This window comes from Mycobacterium sp. ACS4054 (genome assembly GCF_001667275.1).
GTDB lineage: Bacteria > Actinomycetota > Actinomycetes > Mycobacteriales > Mycobacteriaceae > Mycobacterium.
In genome coordinates, this window is record NZ_LZHV01000044.1 from 78,462 (window position 1) to 98,012 (window position 19,551).

The 19,551-nt window shown below is 69.5% G+C and carries 17 protein-coding genes; 8 read left to right on the forward strand and 9 right to left on the reverse strand.

What is annotated here, in order from left to right:
• Position 1: 1 nt before the first annotated feature.
• Together A5730_RS12095 and A5730_RS12100 are read left to right on the forward strand one after the other, a co-directional pair.
• Positions 2–892 carry an aldose 1-epimerase gene (locus A5730_RS12095; protein ID WP_067900199.1) on the forward strand — a complete coding sequence of 297 codons (891 nt, stop codon included), beginning with the start codon at positions 2–4 and terminating at the stop codon, positions 890–892.
• 111 nt (positions 893–1,003) lie between these two features.
• A complete protein-coding gene (locus A5730_RS12100; RefSeq protein ID WP_067900201.1) occupies positions 1,004–4,207 on the forward strand; it encodes an adenylate/guanylate cyclase domain-containing protein in 3,204 nt (1,067 codons plus the stop codon).
• Here the strand turns inward: A5730_RS12100 and A5730_RS12105 are convergent.
• The 6 genes from A5730_RS12105 to dnaK form a co-directional block, all read right to left on the reverse strand.
• Positions 4,198–5,043 (reverse strand): DUF5995 family protein, encoded by an 846-nt coding sequence (locus A5730_RS12105; protein WP_067900204.1) that lies wholly within the window; start codon positions 5,041–5,043, stop codon positions 4,198–4,200. The two genes, A5730_RS12100 and A5730_RS12105, sit on opposite strands and share 10 nt — an antisense overlap.
• A 22-nt stretch (positions 5,044–5,065) precedes the next feature.
• The gene (locus tag A5730_RS12110) at positions 5,066–6,265 is read right to left on the reverse strand and encodes an oxygenase MpaB family protein (protein WP_067900207.1); all 1,200 of its coding nucleotides are present in this window, start codon (positions 6,263–6,265) and stop codon (positions 5,066–5,068) included.
• 67 nt (positions 6,266–6,332) lie between these two features.
• Positions 6,333–6,719, reverse strand: coding sequence for a heat shock protein transcriptional repressor HspR (locus A5730_RS12115; protein WP_055400479.1), 387 nt, complete (start codon positions 6,717–6,719; stop codon positions 6,333–6,335).
• Positions 6,719–7,897, reverse strand: a complete 1,179-nt coding sequence (gene dnaJ, locus A5730_RS12120; protein WP_055400481.1) for a molecular chaperone DnaJ — start codon at positions 7,895–7,897, stop codon at positions 6,719–6,721. Before dnaJ ends, A5730_RS12115 begins: the two co-directional genes overlap by 1 nt.
• 53 nt (positions 7,898–7,950) lie before the next feature.
• Positions 7,951–8,595 carry a nucleotide exchange factor GrpE gene (gene grpE, locus A5730_RS12125; RefSeq protein ID WP_067900211.1) on the reverse strand — a complete coding sequence of 215 codons (645 nt, stop codon included), beginning with the start codon at positions 8,593–8,595 and terminating at the stop codon, positions 7,951–7,953.
• Positions 8,592–10,454, reverse strand: coding sequence for a molecular chaperone DnaK (dnaK, locus tag A5730_RS12130; RefSeq protein WP_067900216.1), 1,863 nt, complete (start codon positions 10,452–10,454; stop codon positions 8,592–8,594). Before dnaK ends, grpE begins: the two co-directional genes overlap by 4 nt.
• Before the next feature lie 353 nt (positions 10,455–10,807).
• Between dnaK and A5730_RS12135 the strand changes: the two genes are divergently transcribed.
• The gene (locus A5730_RS12135) at positions 10,808–12,253 is read left to right on the forward strand and encodes an amino acid permease (protein ID WP_067900219.1); all 1,446 of its coding nucleotides are present in this window, start codon (positions 10,808–10,810) and stop codon (positions 12,251–12,253) included.
• On the opposite strand, the gene A5730_RS12140 is transcribed toward A5730_RS12135, so the two are convergent.
• Positions 12,250–12,798 carry an NTP transferase domain-containing protein gene (locus A5730_RS12140; protein ID WP_067900223.1) on the reverse strand — a complete coding sequence of 183 codons (549 nt, stop codon included), beginning with the start codon at positions 12,796–12,798 and terminating at the stop codon, positions 12,250–12,252. The two genes, A5730_RS12135 and A5730_RS12140, sit on opposite strands and share 4 nt — an antisense overlap.
• Positions 12,799–12,850: 52 nt before the next feature.
• On the opposite strand from A5730_RS12140, the gene A5730_RS12145 reads away from it, so the two are divergent.
• The 4 genes from A5730_RS12145 (at position 12,851) to A5730_RS12160 (ending at position 17,241) form a co-directional block, all read left to right on the forward strand.
• Positions 12,851–15,193 (forward strand): xanthine dehydrogenase family protein molybdopterin-binding subunit, encoded by a 2,343-nt coding sequence (locus A5730_RS12145; protein WP_067900226.1) that lies wholly within the window; start codon positions 12,851–12,853, stop codon positions 15,191–15,193.
• Positions 15,190–16,071 (forward strand): xanthine dehydrogenase family protein subunit M, encoded by an 882-nt coding sequence (locus A5730_RS12150; protein WP_067900228.1) that lies wholly within the window; start codon positions 15,190–15,192, stop codon positions 16,069–16,071. The genes A5730_RS12145 and A5730_RS12150 overlap by 4 nt, the downstream gene beginning before the upstream one ends.
• The gene (locus A5730_RS12155; protein ID WP_067900231.1) at positions 16,064–16,549 is read left to right on the forward strand and encodes a (2Fe-2S)-binding protein; all 486 of its coding nucleotides are present in this window, start codon (positions 16,064–16,066) and stop codon (positions 16,547–16,549) included. Before A5730_RS12150 ends, A5730_RS12155 begins: the two co-directional genes overlap by 8 nt.
• A 179-nt stretch (positions 16,550–16,728) precedes the next feature.
• On the forward strand, positions 16,729–17,241 hold the full coding sequence (locus A5730_RS12160; RefSeq protein WP_369808499.1) for a hypothetical protein: 513 nt from the start codon (positions 16,729–16,731) through the stop codon (positions 17,239–17,241).
• A 74-nt stretch (positions 17,242–17,315) separates the two neighbouring features.
• Here the strand turns inward: A5730_RS12160 and A5730_RS24280 are convergent, their stop codons facing one another.
• Positions 17,316–18,140, reverse strand: a complete 825-nt coding sequence (locus tag A5730_RS24280) for a nickel-binding protein (RefSeq protein ID WP_197506237.1) — start codon at positions 18,138–18,140, stop codon at positions 17,316–17,318.
• Between the two features lie 109 nt (positions 18,141–18,249).
• Positions 18,250–18,777, reverse strand: a complete 528-nt coding sequence (locus A5730_RS12170) for a DUF488 family protein (protein WP_067900240.1) — start codon at positions 18,775–18,777, stop codon at positions 18,250–18,252.
• A 33-nt stretch (positions 18,778–18,810) separates the two neighbouring features.
• On the opposite strand from A5730_RS12170, the gene A5730_RS12175 reads away from it, so the two are divergent.
• A partial coding sequence (locus tag A5730_RS12175) for a BadF/BadG/BcrA/BcrD ATPase family protein (protein ID WP_369829872.1) occupies positions 18,811–19,551 on the forward strand: 741 nt, incomplete at its 3' end.

Genomic DNA, 19,551 nt, shown 5'->3' on the forward strand with positions numbered 1-19,551 from the left:
CATGCGTGTCGTCACCCTGCGCGACCCGGAATCGCCGGTGGCCGCGGAGTTCGTACCCGACGCGGGCATGATCGGCACCTCGCTGAGCGACGCCGGCGTGGAGCTGCTCGGGCAACGCCGCGGGCTGGACGCCTACGTGACGGCCGGCAAGACGATGGGCATCCCGATCCTGTATCCGTGGGCGAACCGGTTGGGCGACAACTCCTATACCGCCGAGGGCGTGACGGCGACGCTGACGCCGGGCGAGAACGGGGTGCGCGCCGACCCCAACGGGTTGCCGATCCACGGAGTGCTGGCTGGCCACCGAGGCTGGCGGGTCACTGCCGAGTCGGACAACGAGCTAACGGCCGAGCTGGATTTCGCTGCCGACCCGCGATTGCTGGCCACCTTCCCGTACCCGCACGTGCTCACGGTGGCGGTGCGGCTGGCCGAGCGGACGCTGACGGTGCGCACCACGGTCCGCGCGACCGCCGACACGGCCGTGCCGCTGTGCTTCGGCTTCCACCCCTACCTGCGCCTGCCGGACGTGCCGCGCGCCGAGTGGGTGATCCACACCCCGCCGCTGCGGCACCTGTTGCTCGACGAGCGAGGCCTGCCGACCGGCGCGTCCGAGCCCGCCGCGGGCCGCGAGGAGGCGTTGGGCGACAAGGCTTTCGACGACGCCTACGACCGGGTGCCCGAGGGCGCGGCGTTCGCGGTGTCGGGCGGCGGGCGCCGGCTACAGGTGCGCTTCGAGCAGGGGTACCCGGCGGCGCAGATCTTCGCGCCCACCGCCGAGGACGTGGTGTGCTTCGAGCCGATGACGGCGCCGACCGACGCCCTGCGCCGCGGCGGCTACCGGTGCGCGCGGCCGGGTGAACCGGCGGTCGCCCAGTTTGCCATCCGCGTCTAGGGGTGGGCCGCCAGCGAATTGTCCAGACCAACACATCTTCGGGTCTGCACGTGCTGAATTAGGCGCGTTTGACGCGTACTCTTTAGCCCATCCTTGGCAGGAGGACGCAGCGTGAGCCCTGGCGAGACCGGCACCACGATCGACGAATTGCTGGACCGCGCCGTGCAAGCGATCAATGCCGGCGACCGCGCGACCGCGACCTCACTGGCCGGGCAGGTTCTTTCGGTCGACCGCGGCAACCCCGAAGCCGAGGACCTGCTGGCGATTCCGCCCCGCTACGGGGAAATACGCAGGCTGACAATCCTTTTCGCGGACGTGGTGGACTCGACCGCCCTCTCCACCCGGATGGAGCCGGAGAATTACCACACCTTGGTCGGCCGGTACCGGGATGAGGTGCGCCGCGTCGTCGATCGCTACGAGGGGCACATCAGCTCAATCAAGGGCGACGGCCTGCTGGCCGTGTTCGGGCACCCCAAGGCGCACGAGAACGACGTGCGGCGCGCCGTCGCCGCGGGGCTGGACATCACCCGCGCCGTCGCGCGGCTGAGCGCCCAGGCGGAACGCAAGTTCGGTGAGTCCATCAGCGTCCGGGTGGGCATCCACCGCGGCCTGATCTATCTCGACACCGACCAGGACGACGTATACGGCTTCGCCGCCAACCTGGCCGCACGGCTGTCGGGCCTGGCCGCGCCGGGGACGGTGGCGGTGTCGGATGCGGTGGCGCCCCTGGTCGGCGACTCGTTCGAACTCGACGCCCGCCCACCGGCTTCGGTGAAGGGCGTCGAATGTCTGACCGTGCATCACCGGGTGCTCGGCGAGCGACACGAGGCGCCGCAACTGCGATCGCCCGAGCTGATCGGGCGCGACCGCGAGCGTGCGTCGCTGCGGCAGAGCTGGCAGCGCGCGCGGGCCGGCACGTTGACCTGCCCCGGCATCGTGTTCCGCGGCGAACCGGGAATCGGCAAGACCCGGCTGGCCGCCGAGGCGGCCGAAATGGTCCGCGCCGCAGGAGGGCCCGTGGTGCGGCTGTTCGGCTCGCCGCTGCACACCGAGACCGGGCTGCATCCGGTGCGCCGGCTCGTCGAGCGCCGCTGCGGCATCACCCGGCTGACCGACGCCGCGGAACGGCTGCGCCTGCTGCAAGCCGAACTTCGCGCCGGCGGTCTGGATCCCGCGGTCGCCACGCCGCTGCTCGCCCCCGTGATCGGCGTCGGCCCCGAGCACGGCTATCACGCCGCGGCCGTCGAAGGCCGGACCCTTTACGAGTCGATCGGCGCGACGGTTCTGCAGTACGTGCTGGCCTGCCTCGGCCGGCATGCCGGGCTGGTGATCGCGGAGGACGTGCACTGGTTCGACGCGTCCACCGCGGAGCTACTCAACTCGTTGCTGGCCGGTGCGGACGGCCGGCTACTGGTGGTGGTGACCGGACGTGATGGTGACTGGCTGCAAACCGACTGGCCGGCGGAGGTTTTCGACCTTCCGCCGCTGACCGATGAGCAGTCCGAGGCCCTGATCGCCGCGCTCAACCCGGCGGTGACCCGGGCGCAGCGCGCCGAGGTGGTCGAGCGATGTGACGGGGTGCCGTTCTACATCGAACACGTGGTAAGTGAACTCGACGGCGCCGGAACGGATTCCGGTGTGCCCGAGGCGCTCTACGAGCCGCTGTTCGCCCGGCTGCATCACTCCCGGCCCGACGTGGTGCCGGTGGTGGAGGCGGCCGCCGTCATCGGGCGCGCCGGCGACCTGCCCATGCTGCGCGCCGTGGTCGGGCGCGACGCCGAGGGCGTCGATGACATCGTCACCGAGCTCGTCCAGGCGCGCGTGCTCGAACGGCGCGGCGACGACGGCTGGCGCTTCCGCCACGAGTTGCTGCGCGAGGTGGCCGCGGAGCTGGCCCCGCCGTCACTGGGCCGGGACCTGCACGCGCGCGCCGCCCGCGCGCTGGTCAGCGCGGCGGCCGACGCCGAACCGGATTGGCCGGTGGTCGCAAGCCATTTCGAGCAGGCCCACCACTACGAGGAAGCGGTCGAGGCCTACCACATGGCCTCGGCCAACGCCCGGCGCCGCGGCGCCTTGCAGGAAGCGGTGGTCTGCCTCACGGACGCCCTCACCCAGCTGGACAACTGCCCGGGCAACCCCGACCGGGACCGCAAGGAAATCGCGATCCGGATGGAACGCGGATTCTTGACGGGTGCGACCCAAGGCAGCATGAGCGGCGAGGGTCCCGCCGACTTCCAACGCTGCCTGGCCCTGGCCAGCGCCGGTGACCACGAGGACGAACTGCTCACCACCCTTACCGGGCTGATCGGTTACTACGTCCCGCGGGCCGAGCTGCGGCGGGCCCACGACCTGGTCGACTCGCTGTCCGCCCGGATCACCGAGATTCGGCCCTGGAGCATTCCGGCGATCGCCTCGGTGATGGGTTCGGTCGTCTGGCTGGAGGGCGACTTCGTGGCCGCCCGCGATCACCTGTTGCGGGCGCTGGCCGATAGCTCCGCGGCCGATCCGCTCGTGCTGGACACCGCCTGGTGGGTGCACGTCGACCCGATCTCGTTGGCGCACAACTACATGGCACTGACGCACACCGCGTGCGGCGACCTCGACCGGGCGCACACGCAGTTGGCGAATTCATTGCGGCGCTGCGACGTCCTGGGTTCTCCGCGCGACGCCTACAACCGTGCGAGCACGTACTACATGGAGACCTGGGTGCGGCTGGAGAGCAGCCAAATCGACCAGGCGGCAACCGCGGTCGCGGAACTCCGCACGCTCAGCGAGCAATCCGGGCTCGACCTGTGGCAGCTGGTCGGTCGAACCCAACACGCCACCGTCAAGGCGCTGGCGGCGCTCGAGGCCGACGCCGACGCCGCCACGCTGGCCGCCCATGCGGAAAAGGTCGCGCGCTGGGTGGATGGGTCCCGGCGCATGCACCTCAAGATGTTCCTGACGTTCCACGACGCGATCGTCGGCCGCCTGCTGATCGCCGCGGGCGCGGCGCAGCGGGCGCGGGAACGATTGGAGATGGCGCTGCGGCACGCGGAAGAGACGGGGATGCACTTCTACGACGGCGAGCTGATGCGCGTGCGCGCGCGGACGTTCGCCGACCCCGAGGAACGGCGCGAAGCCCTGAACGAAGCGCTCGAATTCGCCCGGCGGCAAGAGGCGGCCCTGTTCGAATTGCGTTGCCTACTCGAGCTTTATGACATCGACGGCGATCCGTCCGCGCTCGTCGACGGTGTCCGCCGCTTCCCCGGTGACGCCCGCTGGCCGGAATTCGCGCGCGCGCAAAGTATCCTCGCGCGGCCGGATCAGCGATAACCCTTGCGCGGCCTGTGCGGGGAGTTCGATACGTCTTCGAGCGCGTGAAGGTTGGCGGGCACGTCGCGAATTTCGTGCTTGCCGATGAGGCGGACGAGCGCCGGGAACGGGGTAACCCGCCCGGGTGGCTGCAGATAGAAAGAGCCCAACGCCGCCGCCCAGGCCTCCTGGTGGACCATTTTCTCCGTGACCTTCGACCGGTGTGTTGCGAGGAAGTAGGCGAATTCCCAAGCTCCCCTGCGCAGTTTGACCAGCGACCGGTCGAGCGCGCGGATCTCGCCCGGCACCAGCCACCGCGTCCAACGGATTTCGGGGGACAGCGTGTCGATGACCTTGAGAACGTCGGGGAGCTGCTTGCACAGAATCTTGTTGACCCGGTTGTAATCGACCGCCAGGCGGTCCATCGAGTCGCCGGCGACCGCGAAGACGGCGAGCCCCAGATCGAACGTGATGTGCGCATTCAGTCCGGCCATCATGTGCTGCAGAATGATCGCCTGATCGTCGTGGTCGCCGACGAACGCGACCTCCCAGGGCAGCGTCGGGCCGCGACCCCGCTCCGGATAGAAGTAGGCATTCAAGGCGTTGAAGTAGCGCCGGGCGAAGGCGATGTCGAGATCGGCCATCCGGGCGCCATCCTCGAACACGTTGTCGCCGATCGCGTCCCGGATTGCGAGGGTGGTCCGCCGGTACAGCACGGCGAAGTACCCGAGGTGGCTCTCAGCCGTCTTGGCCCAGTCGATTACCCGATCGATATTGCGAAGGACATCGTCGATGGTCTTTGGTTCGTCGAGCCAGTGCGGCCGGAACTCGGGGGCGGAAGGCGTGGGAGCAGCCATGTCGGATCTTCCCTTCAATCGACTATGCCGGGCGGCGGGTGGGCTTTGGCGCCGACAGCTCCCAGCTGCGGGCAAGGTGATCGGGTATGTCGAACTTCGCGCGCTCCCCACCCCGGTTCAGCCGGAACAACCCGTGCAACAGGTCGTGCCCGAAGGGGCGGATCACCTCCGAGACCCGTTGGTAGCGCCGCGAATTGCGCTTGGTTCGGCCGAATACCCGCACGAAGAACCAACCGCCGGCGCGGCTGAGCCGCCCGAAGTCATCGGTGAGAGCCGACTCGGGCACCAGCAGCATGTCGGCGATTTCGTCGCCGACGAGGTGCCGGATCAACGGCGGGACGGTGTCGTCGAACCGGTGAAAGGGCGTCATCTCGTCGAGCAGTTCCATCAGCGCCGCGGCCATGACCCGCCCCTCGCGCGACGGCCGGAACTGCCTGCGCCGAATCGTCGCCACCAGCGCGGTGGCCTCGTGGACGTTGTGCGCGTACAGGTCGGGATGCACGCCGAGTAGATGCCCGATGACGTTCCACAGGTGCAGGTAAGCCTCGGCGTCTTTCCTCGGGACGTGCACGCCCAGCTGCCGCAGGGGGTCGACGACGACGTAGGAGAACGAAAGCAGCGTGCCCGCAAGGTCTTCCTGATTGATCGGGACGCCCCAATCGAGCGGCTTCCACACGTCGGGGTCGGCCTTGCTGCGGATCTCGATCAGCTTGCGAACCGCGGCGTGCATCAGCCGCACGTGCTGGATGCTGCGCACCCCCTTGCCGTGTTCGCCGAAGCTGCCGGAGGAGAGCACGTTGATCAGGAACTGGCCGGTCTCCATCACCCGGCGGCGGGTGTCGGTGTCGAGCCGGGCCGTCAGATAGAGCACCTTGACGCCGTTTGCCGCCGCGTACGCCGACGGAAGGGACGCGCAGAACAGGCAGATCGCGATCTGCAACCCCCAGGTTTCGAAGAGCTGCTGGCCGCGCTTGATCTTGGCCATGTCGGCCCAGGGCGGCAGCGCCGCCGTCTTGGCCAGGAACTCCTGTACGGCCGGGGGCAAACCTTCGGGGGTCGGCTGGTCGTTGCTCACCAGCGTCTGCATGATCGTGTTGACGGCTTGGACGTCGCCCTGCCCGAACACGGCCTCGATGGCCTCGTCGGCCGCCGGATCGCCCAGCTGTCGCATCTCGTCGAGCCGCGCGTCGGTCCATCGGGAGCTTCGGTTGGCGCCCGCCATGTAGGCAGGATGACAGATCGCCGGCGGTTTTTGCTAGGGAATAGCGCCAGTTACCGCACCGGCGGGGTCAGCCGCGCGTTCGGCGCGGCTGCCACACCACCACGGCGGTGCTCTTGGGCACCACCGCCAGGTCGCGGCGCTGCCCGGCGCGCACCTGCGCGAGCTCCTCGGTGAGCTCCTTCACGCGCGCCTGCAACGCCTCGACCTGGTTGGTCAGCTCGATGATCCGCTTGATGCCGGCGAGGTTGACCCCCTCGTCCTGGGACAGCCGCTGCACCTCGCGCAGCAGGTCGACATCGTGCTCCGAATACCGCCGTCCCCCACCGGAAGTGCGGCGGGGGCTGACCAGGCCGAGGCGGTCGTAGGTGCGCAGGGTCTGGGCGTGCATGCCGGCCAGCTCGGCGGCCACCGAGATCAAGAACGTCCGGGACTCTTCCCGCGAATTCTTCGCCATCAGCGGTTACCTGCCCATCCGGCTCGTGGGTCAAACCCGCTGGCGCGCTCGGCGGCCGCGTACGCCTCCAGCGCCTCCTGCGCGGCGCCCTCCACGTTCGGCGGCACCGCGACCTTGACGGTGACGAGCAGGTCCCCGTTGCCGCCGTCCCGCTTCGGGACGCCCCGCCCGCGCACCCGCAGGATGCGGCCGTCGGAAGTGCCCTTGGGCACCCGCACGCCAACCTTGCCGTCCAGCGTGGGCACCGAAATCGTTGAGCCCAAAGCCAATTCGGTGAAGCTGACGGGCACCGTCACGGTCAGGTCGTCACCGTCGCGGCCAAAGACCTTGTCCGGCCGCACATGTACGGTCACGTACAGGTCGCCCGACGGCGCACCGCGCAGGCCGGCCTCGCCCTGTCCGGGCAGCCGGATGCGCTGCCCGTCCTCGACGCCCGGCGGGATCCGCACGTTGATGGTGCGGGTGCGGGTGGTGACCCCGGTGCCCTTGCACTCGTCGCAGGGGTGCTCGATGATCGAGCCGCTGCCCCGGCAGTCGGTGCAGGGCTCGGAGAAGCCGAACGCGCCCTGATTGCGGCTGATCACGCCGGAACCATTGCAGGTGGGGCACACCTTGGGGCTGGTACCCGGCCGCGCGCCGCTGCCATGGCAGTTGGTGCACGGCGCCGGGCTGGTCAGCCGCAGCGGCATGGCCACGCCCTTGGCGGCCTCGACGAAGTCCAGCTGGGTCTCGGTCTCCAGGTCGTTGCCGCGTCGCGGCCGGCTGGGACGGGCGCTCGCGCCGCGCCCGAACAGCCCGCCGAACAGGTCACCGATGTTGGTGCCGCCGCTGCGGCCGGCGGCGTCGAACAAGTCGTTGAGGTTGAACTCGGCGCCGTCGCCGCCAGCACCGAAGCCGCCGAAGCCGCCGGTGTCGAACCGGCGGCCGCCGAACCCGCCGCCCGCGAACAGGCGGCGGGTTTCGTCGTACTCCTTGCGCTTCGCCGGATCCGACAACACGTTGTGCGCTTCCGACACCGCCTTGAAGCGTTCACCGGCGGCGGGGTTGTCGGGGTTGGCGTCCGGATGCAGGTCGCGCGCCAGCTTCCGGTACGCGCGTTTGATCTCTTCGGGACTGGCGTCAGAGGAGACGCCCAGCTCCTTGTAGAAGTCCTTTTCGACCCATTCGCGCTGGGCCATGTCGCGTCACCCCCTTCACCTTTGGAGTTCTGTTGTTGTGCTGATTGTGTGGTCTATTCACCGGTTGCGCCGGGGTTATCGTCCGATTCGGCCGGCTCGCCGGCCGCGGCACCCTCGTCCGCAACCGTGTCGACGACGCCGACCAGAGCGTGCCGCAGGACCTGGTCGCCCAGCTTGTAGCCCTGCCGCATGACCGTGCCGATCACCGGCTTCGAGCCGTCGCCGCCGTCGCCCTCGTGCTGCACGGCTTCGTGCAGCAGCGGGTCGAAGTCCTCGCCCTCCTCGCCGAACGCCACCAGACCGAGCCCGGTCAGGGCGCCGTCCAGCTTGTCGGCGACCGACTTCAGCGGGCCGGACTCCAGGTCGCCGTGCTGTCGTGCCCGCTCGAGATCGTCGAGCACGCCCAGCAATTGGGTCATGACGGCTGCCTTGGCCCGGTCCGCCGCGGCCTGCTGGTCGCGCAGCGCCCGCTTGCGGTAGTTGGCGAAGTCGGCCTGGACCCGCTGCAGGTCACCCAGCAACTCGGCGGCCTTGCCGGCCTCCTCGGGTGATTCACCCGAGAAGTCGCCCGGCGCAGCCTCTCCCGGCCCCGCATTGGGAGCCGCGCCGGGAGAGGACTGCCGGACTTCACCGGTTTCGGGATCGATCCGCCGCTTGTCGGTGACGGTCACCGGTTCGTGTGGGTTCGCCTCCGTCACTTGGCCTCCCGGTCGTCGTCGACCACCTCCGCGTCCACCACGTCGTCAGCCGAACCGGCCTGCGGCCCACCGGCGCCTTCGCCATCGGCACCGCCGGCCGCCTGGGTGGCCTCGTAGATGGCCTGGCCGAGCGCCTGGGACTCCTGGCCCAGCTTCTCCATCGCCGACTTGATCGCGGAGATGTCCGTGCCGGCCAGCGCCGACTTGGCCTCGGCGATCGCGCCGTCGACCTTGGACAGCGTCTCCTCCGGAACCTTCGACCCGCCTTCGGCTTCGCGCTGGTCGGAGACGAACTTCTCCGTCTGGTAGACCAGCGATTCGGCCTGGTTGCGGATGTCGGCCTCTTCGCGACGCTGGCGGTCCTCCTCGGCGTGCGCCTCGGCGTCCTTGATCATCCGGTCGATCTCCTCCTTGGACAGGCCGGAGCCCTCCTGGATCTTGATCGTGTTCTCCTTGCCGGTGCCCTTGTCCTTGGCCGTGACGTGCACGATGCCGTTGGCGTCGATGTCGAAGGTGACCTCGATCTGGGGGACGCCGCGGGGGGCCGGCGGGATGCCGGTCAGCTCGAAGGAGCCGAGCAACTTGTTGTGCGAAGCGATTTCGCGCTCACCCTGGTAGACCTGGATCTGCACCGACGGCTGATTGTCGTCGGCCGTGGTGAAGGTCTCCGACCGCTTGGTGGGGATCGTGGTGTTGCGCTCGATGAGCTTGGTCATCACGCCACCCTTGGTCTCGATGCCCAGGCTCAGCGGCGTAACGTCAAGCAGCAGAACATCTTTCACCTCACCCTTGAGGACACCCGCCTGCAGGGCGGCACCCACGGCCACCACCTCGTCGGGGTTGACGCCCTTGTTGGGCTCCTTGCCGCCGGTGAGTTCCTTGACCAGCTCGGTCACCGCGGGCATGCGGGTGGAACCACCGACCAGCACCACGTGGTCGATGTCGGACACCGAGATGCCGGCGTCGGAGATCACCGACTTGAACGGCTGCCGGGTGCGGTCCAGCAGATCCTGGGTGATGCGCTGGAATTCGGCACGGGTCAGCTGCTCGTCGAGGAACAGCGGGTTCTTGTCCGCATCGACGGTGATGTAGGGCAGGTTGATCGAGGTGCTCTGCGAACTCGACAGCTCGATCTTGGCCTTCTCGGCGGCCTCACGCAGCCGCTGCATCGCCATCTTGTCCTTGGTCAGGTCAATACCGCTGGTGCCCTTGAACTTATCGACCAGCCACTCGACCACCCGGTCGTCCCAGTCGTCACCACCGAGGTGGTTGTCACCGCTGGTGGCCCGGACCTCGACGACGCCCTCACCGATCTCGAGCAGCGAGACGTCGAACGTGCCGCCACCGAGGTCGAAGACCAGGATGGTCTGTTCCTTCTCGCCCTTGTCCAGGCCGTAGGCCAGCGCCGCGGCGGTGGGCTCGTTGACGATGCGCAGCACGTTCAGGCCGGCGATCTGGCCGGCCTCCTTGGTCGCCTGCCGCTGGGCGTCGTTGAAGTACGCCGGCACGGTGATCACGGCGTCGGTGATGTCCTCACCGAGGTACGCCTCCGCGTCGCGCTTCAGCTTCATCAGCACGCGGGCGCTGATCTCCTGCGCGGTGTATTTCTTGTCGTCGATCTCGATGGACCAGTCGGTGCCCATGTGCCGCTTGACCGAACGGATGGTGCGGTCGACGTTGGTCACCGCCTGGTTCTTGGCGGGCTGACCGACGAGCACCTCGCCGTTGCGCGCGAAAGCGACGATGGACGGCGTCGTCCGCGAACCCTCGGAGTTGGCGACGACGACGGGGTCACCGCCCTCGAGGACTGCGACGACGGAGTTGGTGGTCCCGAGGTCGATACCGACCGCACGAGCCATAGTGATTCCTCCTGATTGAGTAGAGCTTCTTTGGTGCCACTATGCTGAGTGAACCCCGCTCAAGACTGCTCTCGGCCGCACCGTGGTGTCAACCCAGCATTGAGTCTGGTTCGCTCAACTTGTCGATCATGCTAACGGCGTGCGCGCCCGTCTTGTTCCCGGGGGTCCCAAACCGATGTGCACCGAGGGCTTCGGCCGTGCACACAGGGCGGAAATCGCCCCAAAATGCCGCCCTCGACGCACGCGCAAAACCCTCAGCGCACACGCGAGCCGCTGCGCCAGCACTCGGCGAGCGCCGCGCCGCATCGGTGAGTTAGCCTGAGCCTTTCCCCGAGCCGACACGGCAGGACGCAATGCCACACGACAGCGCCGACCAGCGGCTCACCCGCGAGGACGACGGCTATCACAAGGCCCTCAACAACCGCCAGCTGCAGATGATCGGCCTGGGCGGGGCCATCGGAACCGGGCTTTTTCTCGGCGCCGGCGGCCGGCTGGCCTCGGCGGGGCCGGGGCTGTTCCTGGTCTACGCGCTGTGCGGCGTGTTCGTCTTCCTGATCCTGCGAGCGCTCGGCGAACTCGTGCTGCACCGCCCGTCATCGGGCTCCTTCGTGTCTTATGCCCGCGAATTCTTCGGCGAGAAGTTCGCCTTCGTCGCGGGCTGGATGTACTGCCTGAACTGGGCGATGACCGGCATCGTGGACACCACCGCGATCGCGCACTACTGCCACTACTGGCGGACGATGGCCACCATCCCGCAGTGGACGCTGGCGCTGATCGCGCTGCTGGTGGTGCTGTCGATGAACCTGATCTCGGTCAAACTCTTCGGTGAGCTGGAGTTCTGGGCCTCGCTGATCAAGGTGCTGGCGCTGGTGACGTTCCTGGTCATCGGCGCGGTCTTCCTGGTCGGGCGCTTCAAGGTCGACGGCCACGACACCGGCCCGTCGTTGTGGGACGCGCACGGCGGCCTGCTGCCGAGCGGGCTGGTGCCCCTGGTCCTGGTCACCTCGGGCGTGGTGTTCGCCTACGCGGCGGTCGAGCTGGTCGGCATCGCGGCCGGGGAAACCGCGGATCCGCACAAGATCATGCCCCGCGCGATCAACTCGGTGGTGCTGCGCATCGCCGTCTTCTACATCGGCTCGACCGTGCTGCTGGCTTTGCTGCTGCCGCACACCGCCTACCAGCAACACGTCAGCCCGTTCGTGACGTTTTTCTCCAAGGCCGGCTTCGGCGGGGCGGGCACGATCATGAACCTGGTGGTGCTCACCGCCGCGCTGTCCAGCCTCAACGCCGGCCTGTATTCCACCGGCCGGATCCTGCGCTCCATGGCGATCAACGGCAGCGGCCCGAAGTTCACCGCGCCGATGTCGAAGAACGGCGTGCCCTACGGCGGGATCCTGCTCACCGCCGCCGTCGGCCTGCTGGGCATCGTGCTCAACGCCGTCAAGCCGAGCCAGGCGTTCGAGATCGTGCTGCACATCGCCGCGGTGGGGGTCGTGGTGGCCTGGGGGACGATCGTGGCGTGCCAGCTGCGGTTCTACTACCTGGCCCGCCGGGGCGCGGTGGAACGCCCCCGGTTCCGGATGCCGCTGGCGCCGTACAGCGGGTACCTGACGCTGATCTTCCTGGCCGGCGTGCTGGTGGAGATGATGTTGGACAAGGTCCAGGGCCCGTGGATGATCGGCGCGGTCATCGTCGGTGTCCCCGCGTTCGTCGTCGGCTGGTTCGTGGTGCGCCATCGCGTGCGGGACCTCGCCAACAGACCCGACGGCCCGGCCGCCGATCCCCCGCTGGCCGCCTAGGGTTCGTCGACGTCGCGGCCGCCGGCCAGATCCGCACAGTCGACGGCCTCGACGTCGTGCCGGGTGCGCAGGTAGGCGCCGGCGCCGTGATCGCCGGAGATCCCCGCGAGCAGCTCGGGCCAGTGCCGGCGCGCGATCACCACGGGATGCCCCGGGCGATCGCCGAAGTGGGCGCGCGCCAGGCCGCTGGGGGATGCGAGCGCGCGGTCGAGGACGCGCGCCACCACCGCGGGACCGACGTCGGGCGTGTCGACGACGTGCAGCACGGCGTAGTCCGCGCGCATGCGGTCGGCCTGCTGTAGGCCCCTGCGCACCGAGGCGCTCAGCCCGTCGCGCCAGTGCGCCGCGGTGACCGCGGTGACCCCGGGCGGGACGGCGACCTGGGCGGCGACCAGCACCACGACCACGTCGGCGCAGCCCCCGACCCGCAGCGCGTCGACCGCGATGTCGAGCCAGCCGTCGACCAGCACCTTCGGCTTGCCGTAGCGGCGTCCGGCGCCGGCGGCGAGCAGCACGCCGACGGCTATCGACTGCGATAACGGCACTCTCCTATGATGGCATCGTGGTTCTCGTCAGGCGACAACCGGATGGAGCGCGATGACCGAACACGCGCAGGGGGCGACGACCACCGCCCCGGCCCCTCGTTACGCCGGCACCCGTGTCCAGCGGGTGGAGGACGGCCGGTTGCTGACCGGCCGCGGCAGCTTCGTCGACGACATCTCGCGGCCCGGCATGCTGCACGCCTGCTTCGTGCGCAGCCCGTTCGCGCGGGCGCGCATCAACGGCATCGACGCCTCGGCCGCGCTGGCGCTGCCCGGCGTGCGCGCGGTGTTCACCGCCGCCGACCTCAACCCGGAGGTGCGCGAGGCGTGGCACGCCGTCGCCGGCAAGGACGTCCCCGACACCCCGCGCCCGCCGCTGGCCGAGGGCGAGGCCAAGTTCGTCGGCGACCCCGTCGCGCTCGTCGTCGCCGAGAGCCGGTATGTCGCCGAGGACGCGCTGGAGCTCATCGACGTGGACTACGAGCCGCTGCCCGCGGTCACCGACTTCACCCGCGCGCAGACCGCCGAGGTGCTGGTGCACAGCGCCTACCCGAACAACGTCGCCGGCGGGATGGGCGGGGCCCCACCGGACGAGGAGCTGTTCGCCAACGCGCCGTGCGTGGTCGAGGAGCACATCTACCAGCAGATCTACGCGCCGGTGCCGATCGAGACCCGCGGGCTGGTCGTCGAATGGACCGCCGCCACCGGGGAATTGACGATGTGGGCGTCCACCCAGACCCCGCACGAGCTGCGGGCGTTCTGCGCCCGGCTGTTGGGCATTGCGGCGCAACGGGTTCGGGTGATCATGCGCGACACCGGCGGCGGCTTCGGCCAGAAGGTCGTCCCGATGCGCGAGGACATGTGCATCATGCTGGCCGCCCGCAAGGTGCCGGCGGCGCTGAAGTGGATCGAGGACCGGCGCGAGAACCTGATGTCGGCCGGGCAGGCGCGGCACGTCGACGGCACGGCGCGAATGGCTTTCGACGACGAGGGCAACATCGCGGCCGCCGACATCGACTTCGTCCAGGACATCGGCGCCTACCCGACGCCCTACCCGGTGCTGACGACGGCCGCCATCGGGATGTTCTTCCCGGGCCCCTACCGGGTGCCGAAGGCCAGCTTCAACTACAAGACCGTCTTCTCCAACACCAGCGGGCTGGCCGCCTACCGCGGCCCCTGGCAATACGAAACGCTGGCCCGCGAGATCCTGCTCGACGTCGCCGCCCGCAAGATGAACCTCGACCCCGTCGAGTTGCGCCGGCGCAACCTGTTGCGCCGCGACGAGATGCCGTACTTCAACCCCAACGGCATGCCGTACGACCACGTCGCCCCGATCGACACGTTCGAGCAGGCGGTGAAAATCCTTGACCACGAAGGCTTTCGGAAGGAGCAGGCCGAGGCGCTGGCGCAGGGCCGCTACCTGGGCCTGGGGTTCTCGGCCTACATCGAGCCGACCGGCGCGGCGACGGGCCACCTGGCCACCGAAGGGGCCACCATCCGCATGGAGCCGACCGGGAAGATCAACGTCTACGTCAACGGCGGCTCCAGCGGTAACAGCATCGAGACCACGGTCGTGCAGCTGACCGCCGACGCGCTGGGGGCCGACATCGACGACGTGGCCACCATCCAGGGCGACACCGCGATCACCCCGTACGGCGCCGGGACCCAGGGCAGCCGCAGCGCGCCGATGACCGCGGGGGCGGTCAACGAGGCGGGGGCCATCCTGCGCGCGAAGATCGTGGCGCTGGCCGCGCACCACCTCAAGGTCGCCGAATCCGAAGTGGACCTGGCGTTTTCGGTGGCCAGCGTGCGCGGCGACCCGGACAGGTCGGTGCCGTTCGGCGAGCTGGCTTACGTGGCGCACTACTCGCCGCAGCAGCTGCCGCCGGGCATGTCGGCCAACCTGGAGGCGACCGCCCGGTTCAACTCCCCCAACCCCATCCACTGGTCCAACGCGACGCACGCCTGCACCTGTGAGGTGGACGTGGCGACCGGCAAGGTGACGCTGCTGCGCTACATCGTCAGCGAGGACGTCGGGCCCATGATCAACCCAGCGGTCGTGGAGGGGCAGATCGCCGGCGGCACGGTGCAGGGCATCGGCGGGGCGCTGATGGAGGACATGGTCTACGACGACGACGGCAACCCGCTCGCAACGACTTTCGTCGACTACCTGCTGCCGACCGCCACCGAGGTGCCGCCGATCGAATTCGGCCACGTCGAGATCCCCGGACCGGGTCCCGGCGGCTACAAGGGCGCCGGGGAGGGCGGGGCCATCGGCTCGACGCCGGCGGTCATCAACGCCATCAACGACGCGCTCGCGCCGCTGGGCGTGACGGTCACCCGGCTGCCGGCCAGCCCGGCGTCGATCGCGGCCCTGCTGGAAGACGCGCAACGATGAAGCCGGCCGCGTTCGAATACCACCGCCCCGACACCGTCGAGGACGCCGTCGGCCTGCTGGCCGAATTGGGTGACGACGCAAAGATTTTGGCGGGCGGGCAAAGCCTGGTGCCGATGCTGGCGATGCGGCTGGCCTACTTCGACCACCTCATCGACATCTCCCGGCTGGCCGAACTGCAGGGCATCGAGCGCAGGGGTGAAGAACTGTGGATCGGCGCGGGCACCACCGAGACCGCCGTGGGCACCGATGCGCAAGTGCGCCAAGATGTTCCGCTGCTGACCCGGGCGACACCGTTCGTCGGGCACTTCCAGATCCGCAACCGCGGCACGCTCGGCGGGTCGATCGCCCACGCCGACGCCGCCGGTGAATACCCGGCGGTCGCGCTGACCCTGGATGCGGTGATGGAGGTCGCCTCGCCTCGCGGGCGGCGCGAGATCGCGGCCGCCGACTTCTTCGCCGGGGTGTGGGAGACCACCATGGAATCCGACGAGGTGCTGACGGGCGTGCGGTTCCCCGTGTGGAACGGCAGATGCGGGTTCGCCATCGAGGAATTCGCGCGCCGGCACGGCGATTTCGCGATCGCGGGCGCCCTGGTCGCCGTCCAGCTCGACGATGACGACCGGGTGTCGCGCTGCGGGATCGGGCTGCTGGGCCTGGGATCCACGGTCCGGCGCGCGACCGCGGCCGAGGTCGCGGCCGTCGGCAGGGGTGTCAACGAGCTGGTCGACGACGAGATCGGCCGGGCCGCGATGAGCGGGCTCGACGACATCCCCAACGACCTGCAAGGGACAGCGTCGTACCGGTTGAAGGTCGGCGCCACCATGGCCACCCGCGCCTGGACGCGCGCGATAGCCGAAGCGAGGGCAAGCGATGCCTGAACACCCAATCCAGTTGTCGGTCAACGGAACCGAGATCACCGCCGCGGTCGAGCCGCGGATGACGCTGGCCGACTTCCTGCGCGAGCGGTGCGGGCTGACCGGCACCCACCTGGGCTGCGAGCACGGGGCGTGCGGGGCGTGCACCGTGCTGCTGGACGGCGCGGCCGTGCGCTCGTGCCTGATGTTCGCGGTGCAAGCCGACGCGACCGAGGTGACCACGGTCGAGGGCGTCGCGGCACCGGACGGCACCCTGTCGCCCGTGCAGGCGGCGCTGCGGGAGTGCCACGGCCTGCAATGCGGCTTCTGCACGCCCGGTTTCGTCATGTCGCTGACCGCGCTCCTGCGCGACAATCCCGATCCCAGCGAGCATGAGATCCGCGAGGGGCTGTCCGGAAACTTCTGCCGGTGCACCGGTTACCAGGGCATCGTCGCCGCCGCCCGCCGGGCCGCCGGGACGCAAACGGTCACGCGGCGGTAAAGCTTCACCATCGGGGTCGCATCGATAGGTGCGCGGTTGCACGGGATTTCGTCACGTCGCGCGTAATCTGGTTTCGCAATATTGCTGATAATCGGGAGTGGCGCGTGCGGTTTTCGCAAAGGGCACGGTGGAGTCTTGCCGGTGGGTCCCTGTTGGTCGCGCCGGTGCTGTTCAGTCCCATGCTGATCGACGCGTGTTCCTCCACGATCGCCGGCCGGCCGGTCGCCGCGCCGGGTGCCGGGCCGGTCGAACCGACCTACCCCACGCCACGCCCCACCGCGGCGCCGCCGACCGCGAGCCCGGCCCCCGGCCTCCCGACCACGCCGGCCAACCCGACCACACCGGCCGGCGCCATCCCGCTGCCGCCCGATCAGAACGGCTACGTGTTCATCGAAACCAAGTCGGGCACCACGCGCTGCCAGATCAACAAGGAGACCGTCGGCTGCGAGGCGCCGTTCACCAACTCCCCCCTGCAGGACGGCGAGCACGCCAACGGCGTCAGCGTGAACTCCGCCGGCAAGGTGCAGTGGGTGCTGGGCAACCTGGGCGCCATCCCGACCGTCCAGATCGACTACAAGACCTACAACGCCGCGGGCTGGACCATCAGCGCCACCACCGACGGCACCCGGTTCACCAACGACCACACCGGGCACGGCATGTTCGTCAGCGTCGACAAGGTCAACACGTTCTAGGGGCCAAAGCCCGACCGGCGACCGCCCGTGAATCGGGGGCGGTGGTGACTACCGAGGCCGCCGCTGCAGCGTTCCTAATTCGTCCAAGCCACTGCGTGTGTCCGGACGGGCTGTTCGAATCCTTTGAGACTGACTTCGCCGAGATTTTGGAACGGGAGCATTTTGCCTTCGCAGAGTTCAGCGACGACATTTGAAACCAGGATTTCTTCGGGGCGCGCGTGGGCGCACAACCGGGCGGCGAGCTGAACAGTGCAACCAAATAGGTCATCATGATGCTCGACCGGTTCTCCGGCCGCAATGCCGACTCGCAATTGGAACGCGTTCGCCTCGTTTTCTTCGCCATTCTTCTTGACCTGCTGTTGTATCCGAGTCGCGCATTTGACCGCGGCGACGGCGGATACGAATGACGCCATGATGCCGTCGCCCAAATGCTTGATTTCACTGCCGCCCATTTCGTCGAGCCCGCGCCGGACAATGGAATCGTGCGCATCTAGCACCTTCATAGCGGCTTCGTCGCCCATTCTCCGAGTGAGTGACGTAGATCCGACAATGTCGGTAAACAGGATTGTTCTAATCGCGGGGTCTCGTGTACCCGCCCTCGCGCCCTGCAGCATAACCGCGCCGCTCGCATCCACTTCGCTGCCGCCCATGAACAGATCCGCAACGCCTGGTTCGACTTGAATGATTTTTTGCGCTGCCAGGCCATGCGCTTCACGATGGACCGCTTCCGCGGCTTCCGCGCTGGGTCCGTCACAAAGGCAAAAGACCTTCCCGGCTTTTTCGTTAACCCAGTACTTGTGATAGCTGACGCCGTACTTCTCCTGGACGACAAGGTCCTGAGCATGGGCCTTGGCCAATTCTTCCCGCGTGATGCCGCCCGCAAGTTCGTGAATGTCCATGTAATACGGCATAAACAATCTTACGACGCTTTCGCCCCGCTGACCCATCCGTAAAATCGGACGCGACGCTGGCACGTCGCCATATCCCACCGTGGCTGCGACCGCCGGCTCAGCCGTCCCAGACCAGATGGCCATCGCGCCGGCGAGCACCGTCGGCGGGGCGGTGGGGGCGCAGGTGGCCGTCCGGCATCAAATGTCGCACCGGCACCGCGCGGGCGAGCTCCGCCACGTCGGCGATGAGCCGCCGGTGGCAGCGCCACCAGACGCTCTCGCTGCACATCACCGCGGTGGTGCGCCGGGCGGCGTCGGCCAGGACCTCGTCAAGCGCCGCGTCGAACTCCGGCGTGCGGGTGTATGCGGCGTACGCCCGGAATGCGGCCACCGTCCACCAGGTGTCCGGCTCCGGTTCCCCGGCCGCGACGTGGCGCCGCCCGCCCAGGCGGGGCTCCCACCGGTAGTCGATGCCGCGTTCGGGCAGCCAGCTTTCCAGGGCCTCCCGCCGCACGTCCGGATTCGTCCGACTGGCCGGATATCGCCGCACATCCACCACCAGCGCGACGCCGGCGCCGGTCAACAACTCCGCCAGCCGGTCGCGGTCGGCCGTCCCGTGCCCCACGGTCAGCAACGCCCGCCCCACCAGACCAGTTTGCGCTCGACAAGGATGGGTCCGGTGATCCTCGCCGTCGACCTGGGTAAGACCTCGTGCCGGGCTTCCCTTGGCGACGGGAGGGCCGAGGGGCCGGGGGCGCCGGGTCTCGCGGCGCCCGGTGGCGTGCGGGCGGCCCACGCGGCGATCCTGCGCGTGGCACGCGAGCTTGGCCCGGCTGACGAGGTGATCGTTGGCGCCGCCGGGGCGCTGGCGGCGCCGGACGCGGCGCGCGCGCTGGGCGAGGCGCTGCTGGCCTCGCTGCGGCCGGAGCGCGTCGCGGTGACCAGCGACGCCGTGATCGCGCATGCCGGCGCGCTGGGCGGGGGGCCGGGCGTCGTGCTGGTCGCGGGCACCGGCGTCGCCGCGCTCGCGATCGACGCGGACGGCGCGCTGCGCACCGCCGACGGCTGGGGCCCGTGGCTGGGCGACGAGGGCGGCGGGGCGTGGATCGGCGCCGCCGGGTTGCGCGCGGCGCTGCGCGCCCACGACGGCCGCGGCGGCTCCACCGCGCTGCTCGACGCCGCCCGCGCCCGCTTCGGTCCGCCGGAGGGCTGGCCCGCGCGGTTCACCGGCGCCGCCGCGGTCGCCTCCTTCGCACCCGACGTCCTCGCCGCCCACGGCGACGCCGCCGCGCGGGCGATCGTCGGCGCGGCGGCCGAGGCGCTCGCGACGACCGCTCGCGCGGCCGGGGCCGGCCCTGTCGCGATGGTCGGCGGCCGGGGGGGGTCGGGGCGGGGGGGGGGCGGCTCGGCCTGGTCCCGG

Bases quoted from the DNA above. Each gene is read 5' to 3' on its own strand.
- A5730_RS12115 (WP_055400479.1), bottom strand. From the start codon at position 6,719: ATGGCGAAGAATTCGCGGGAAGAGTCCCGGACGTTCTTGATCTCGGTG.
- dnaK (WP_067900216.1), bottom strand. From the start codon at position 10,454: ATGGCTCGTGCGGTCGGTATCGACCTCGGGACCACCAACTCCGTCGTC.
- A5730_RS12155 (WP_067900231.1), top strand. From the start codon at position 16,064: ATGCCTGAACACCCAATCCAGTTGTCGGTCAACGGAACCGAGATCACC.
- A5730_RS12150 (WP_067900228.1), top strand. From the start codon at position 15,190: ATGAAGCCGGCCGCGTTCGAATACCACCGCCCCGACACCGTCGAGGAC.
- A5730_RS12105 (WP_067900204.1), bottom strand. From the start codon at position 5,043: ATGGCTGCTCCCACGCCTTCCGCCCCCGAGTTCCGGCCGCACTGGCTC.
- A5730_RS12095 (WP_067900199.1), top strand. From the start codon at position 2: ATGCGTGTCGTCACCCTGCGCGACCCGGAATCGCCGGTGGCCGCGGAG.
- A5730_RS12145 (WP_067900226.1), top strand. From the start codon at position 12,851: ATGACCGAACACGCGCAGGGGGCGACGACCACCGCCCCGGCCCCTCGT.
- A5730_RS12135 (WP_067900219.1), top strand. From the start codon at position 10,808: ATGCCACACGACAGCGCCGACCAGCGGCTCACCCGCGAGGACGACGGC.
- A5730_RS24280 (WP_197506237.1), bottom strand. From the start codon at position 18,140: ATGGACATTCACGAACTTGCGGGCGGCATCACGCGGGAAGAATTGGCC.
- A5730_RS12110 (WP_067900207.1), bottom strand. From the start codon at position 6,265: ATGGCGGGCGCCAACCGAAGCTCCCGATGGACCGACGCGCGGCTCGAC.
- dnaJ (WP_055400481.1), bottom strand. From the start codon at position 7,897: ATGGCCCAGCGCGAATGGGTCGAAAAGGACTTCTACAAGGAGCTGGGC.
- A5730_RS12160 (WP_369808499.1), top strand. From the start codon at position 16,729: ATGCTGATCGACGCGTGTTCCTCCACGATCGCCGGCCGGCCGGTCGCC.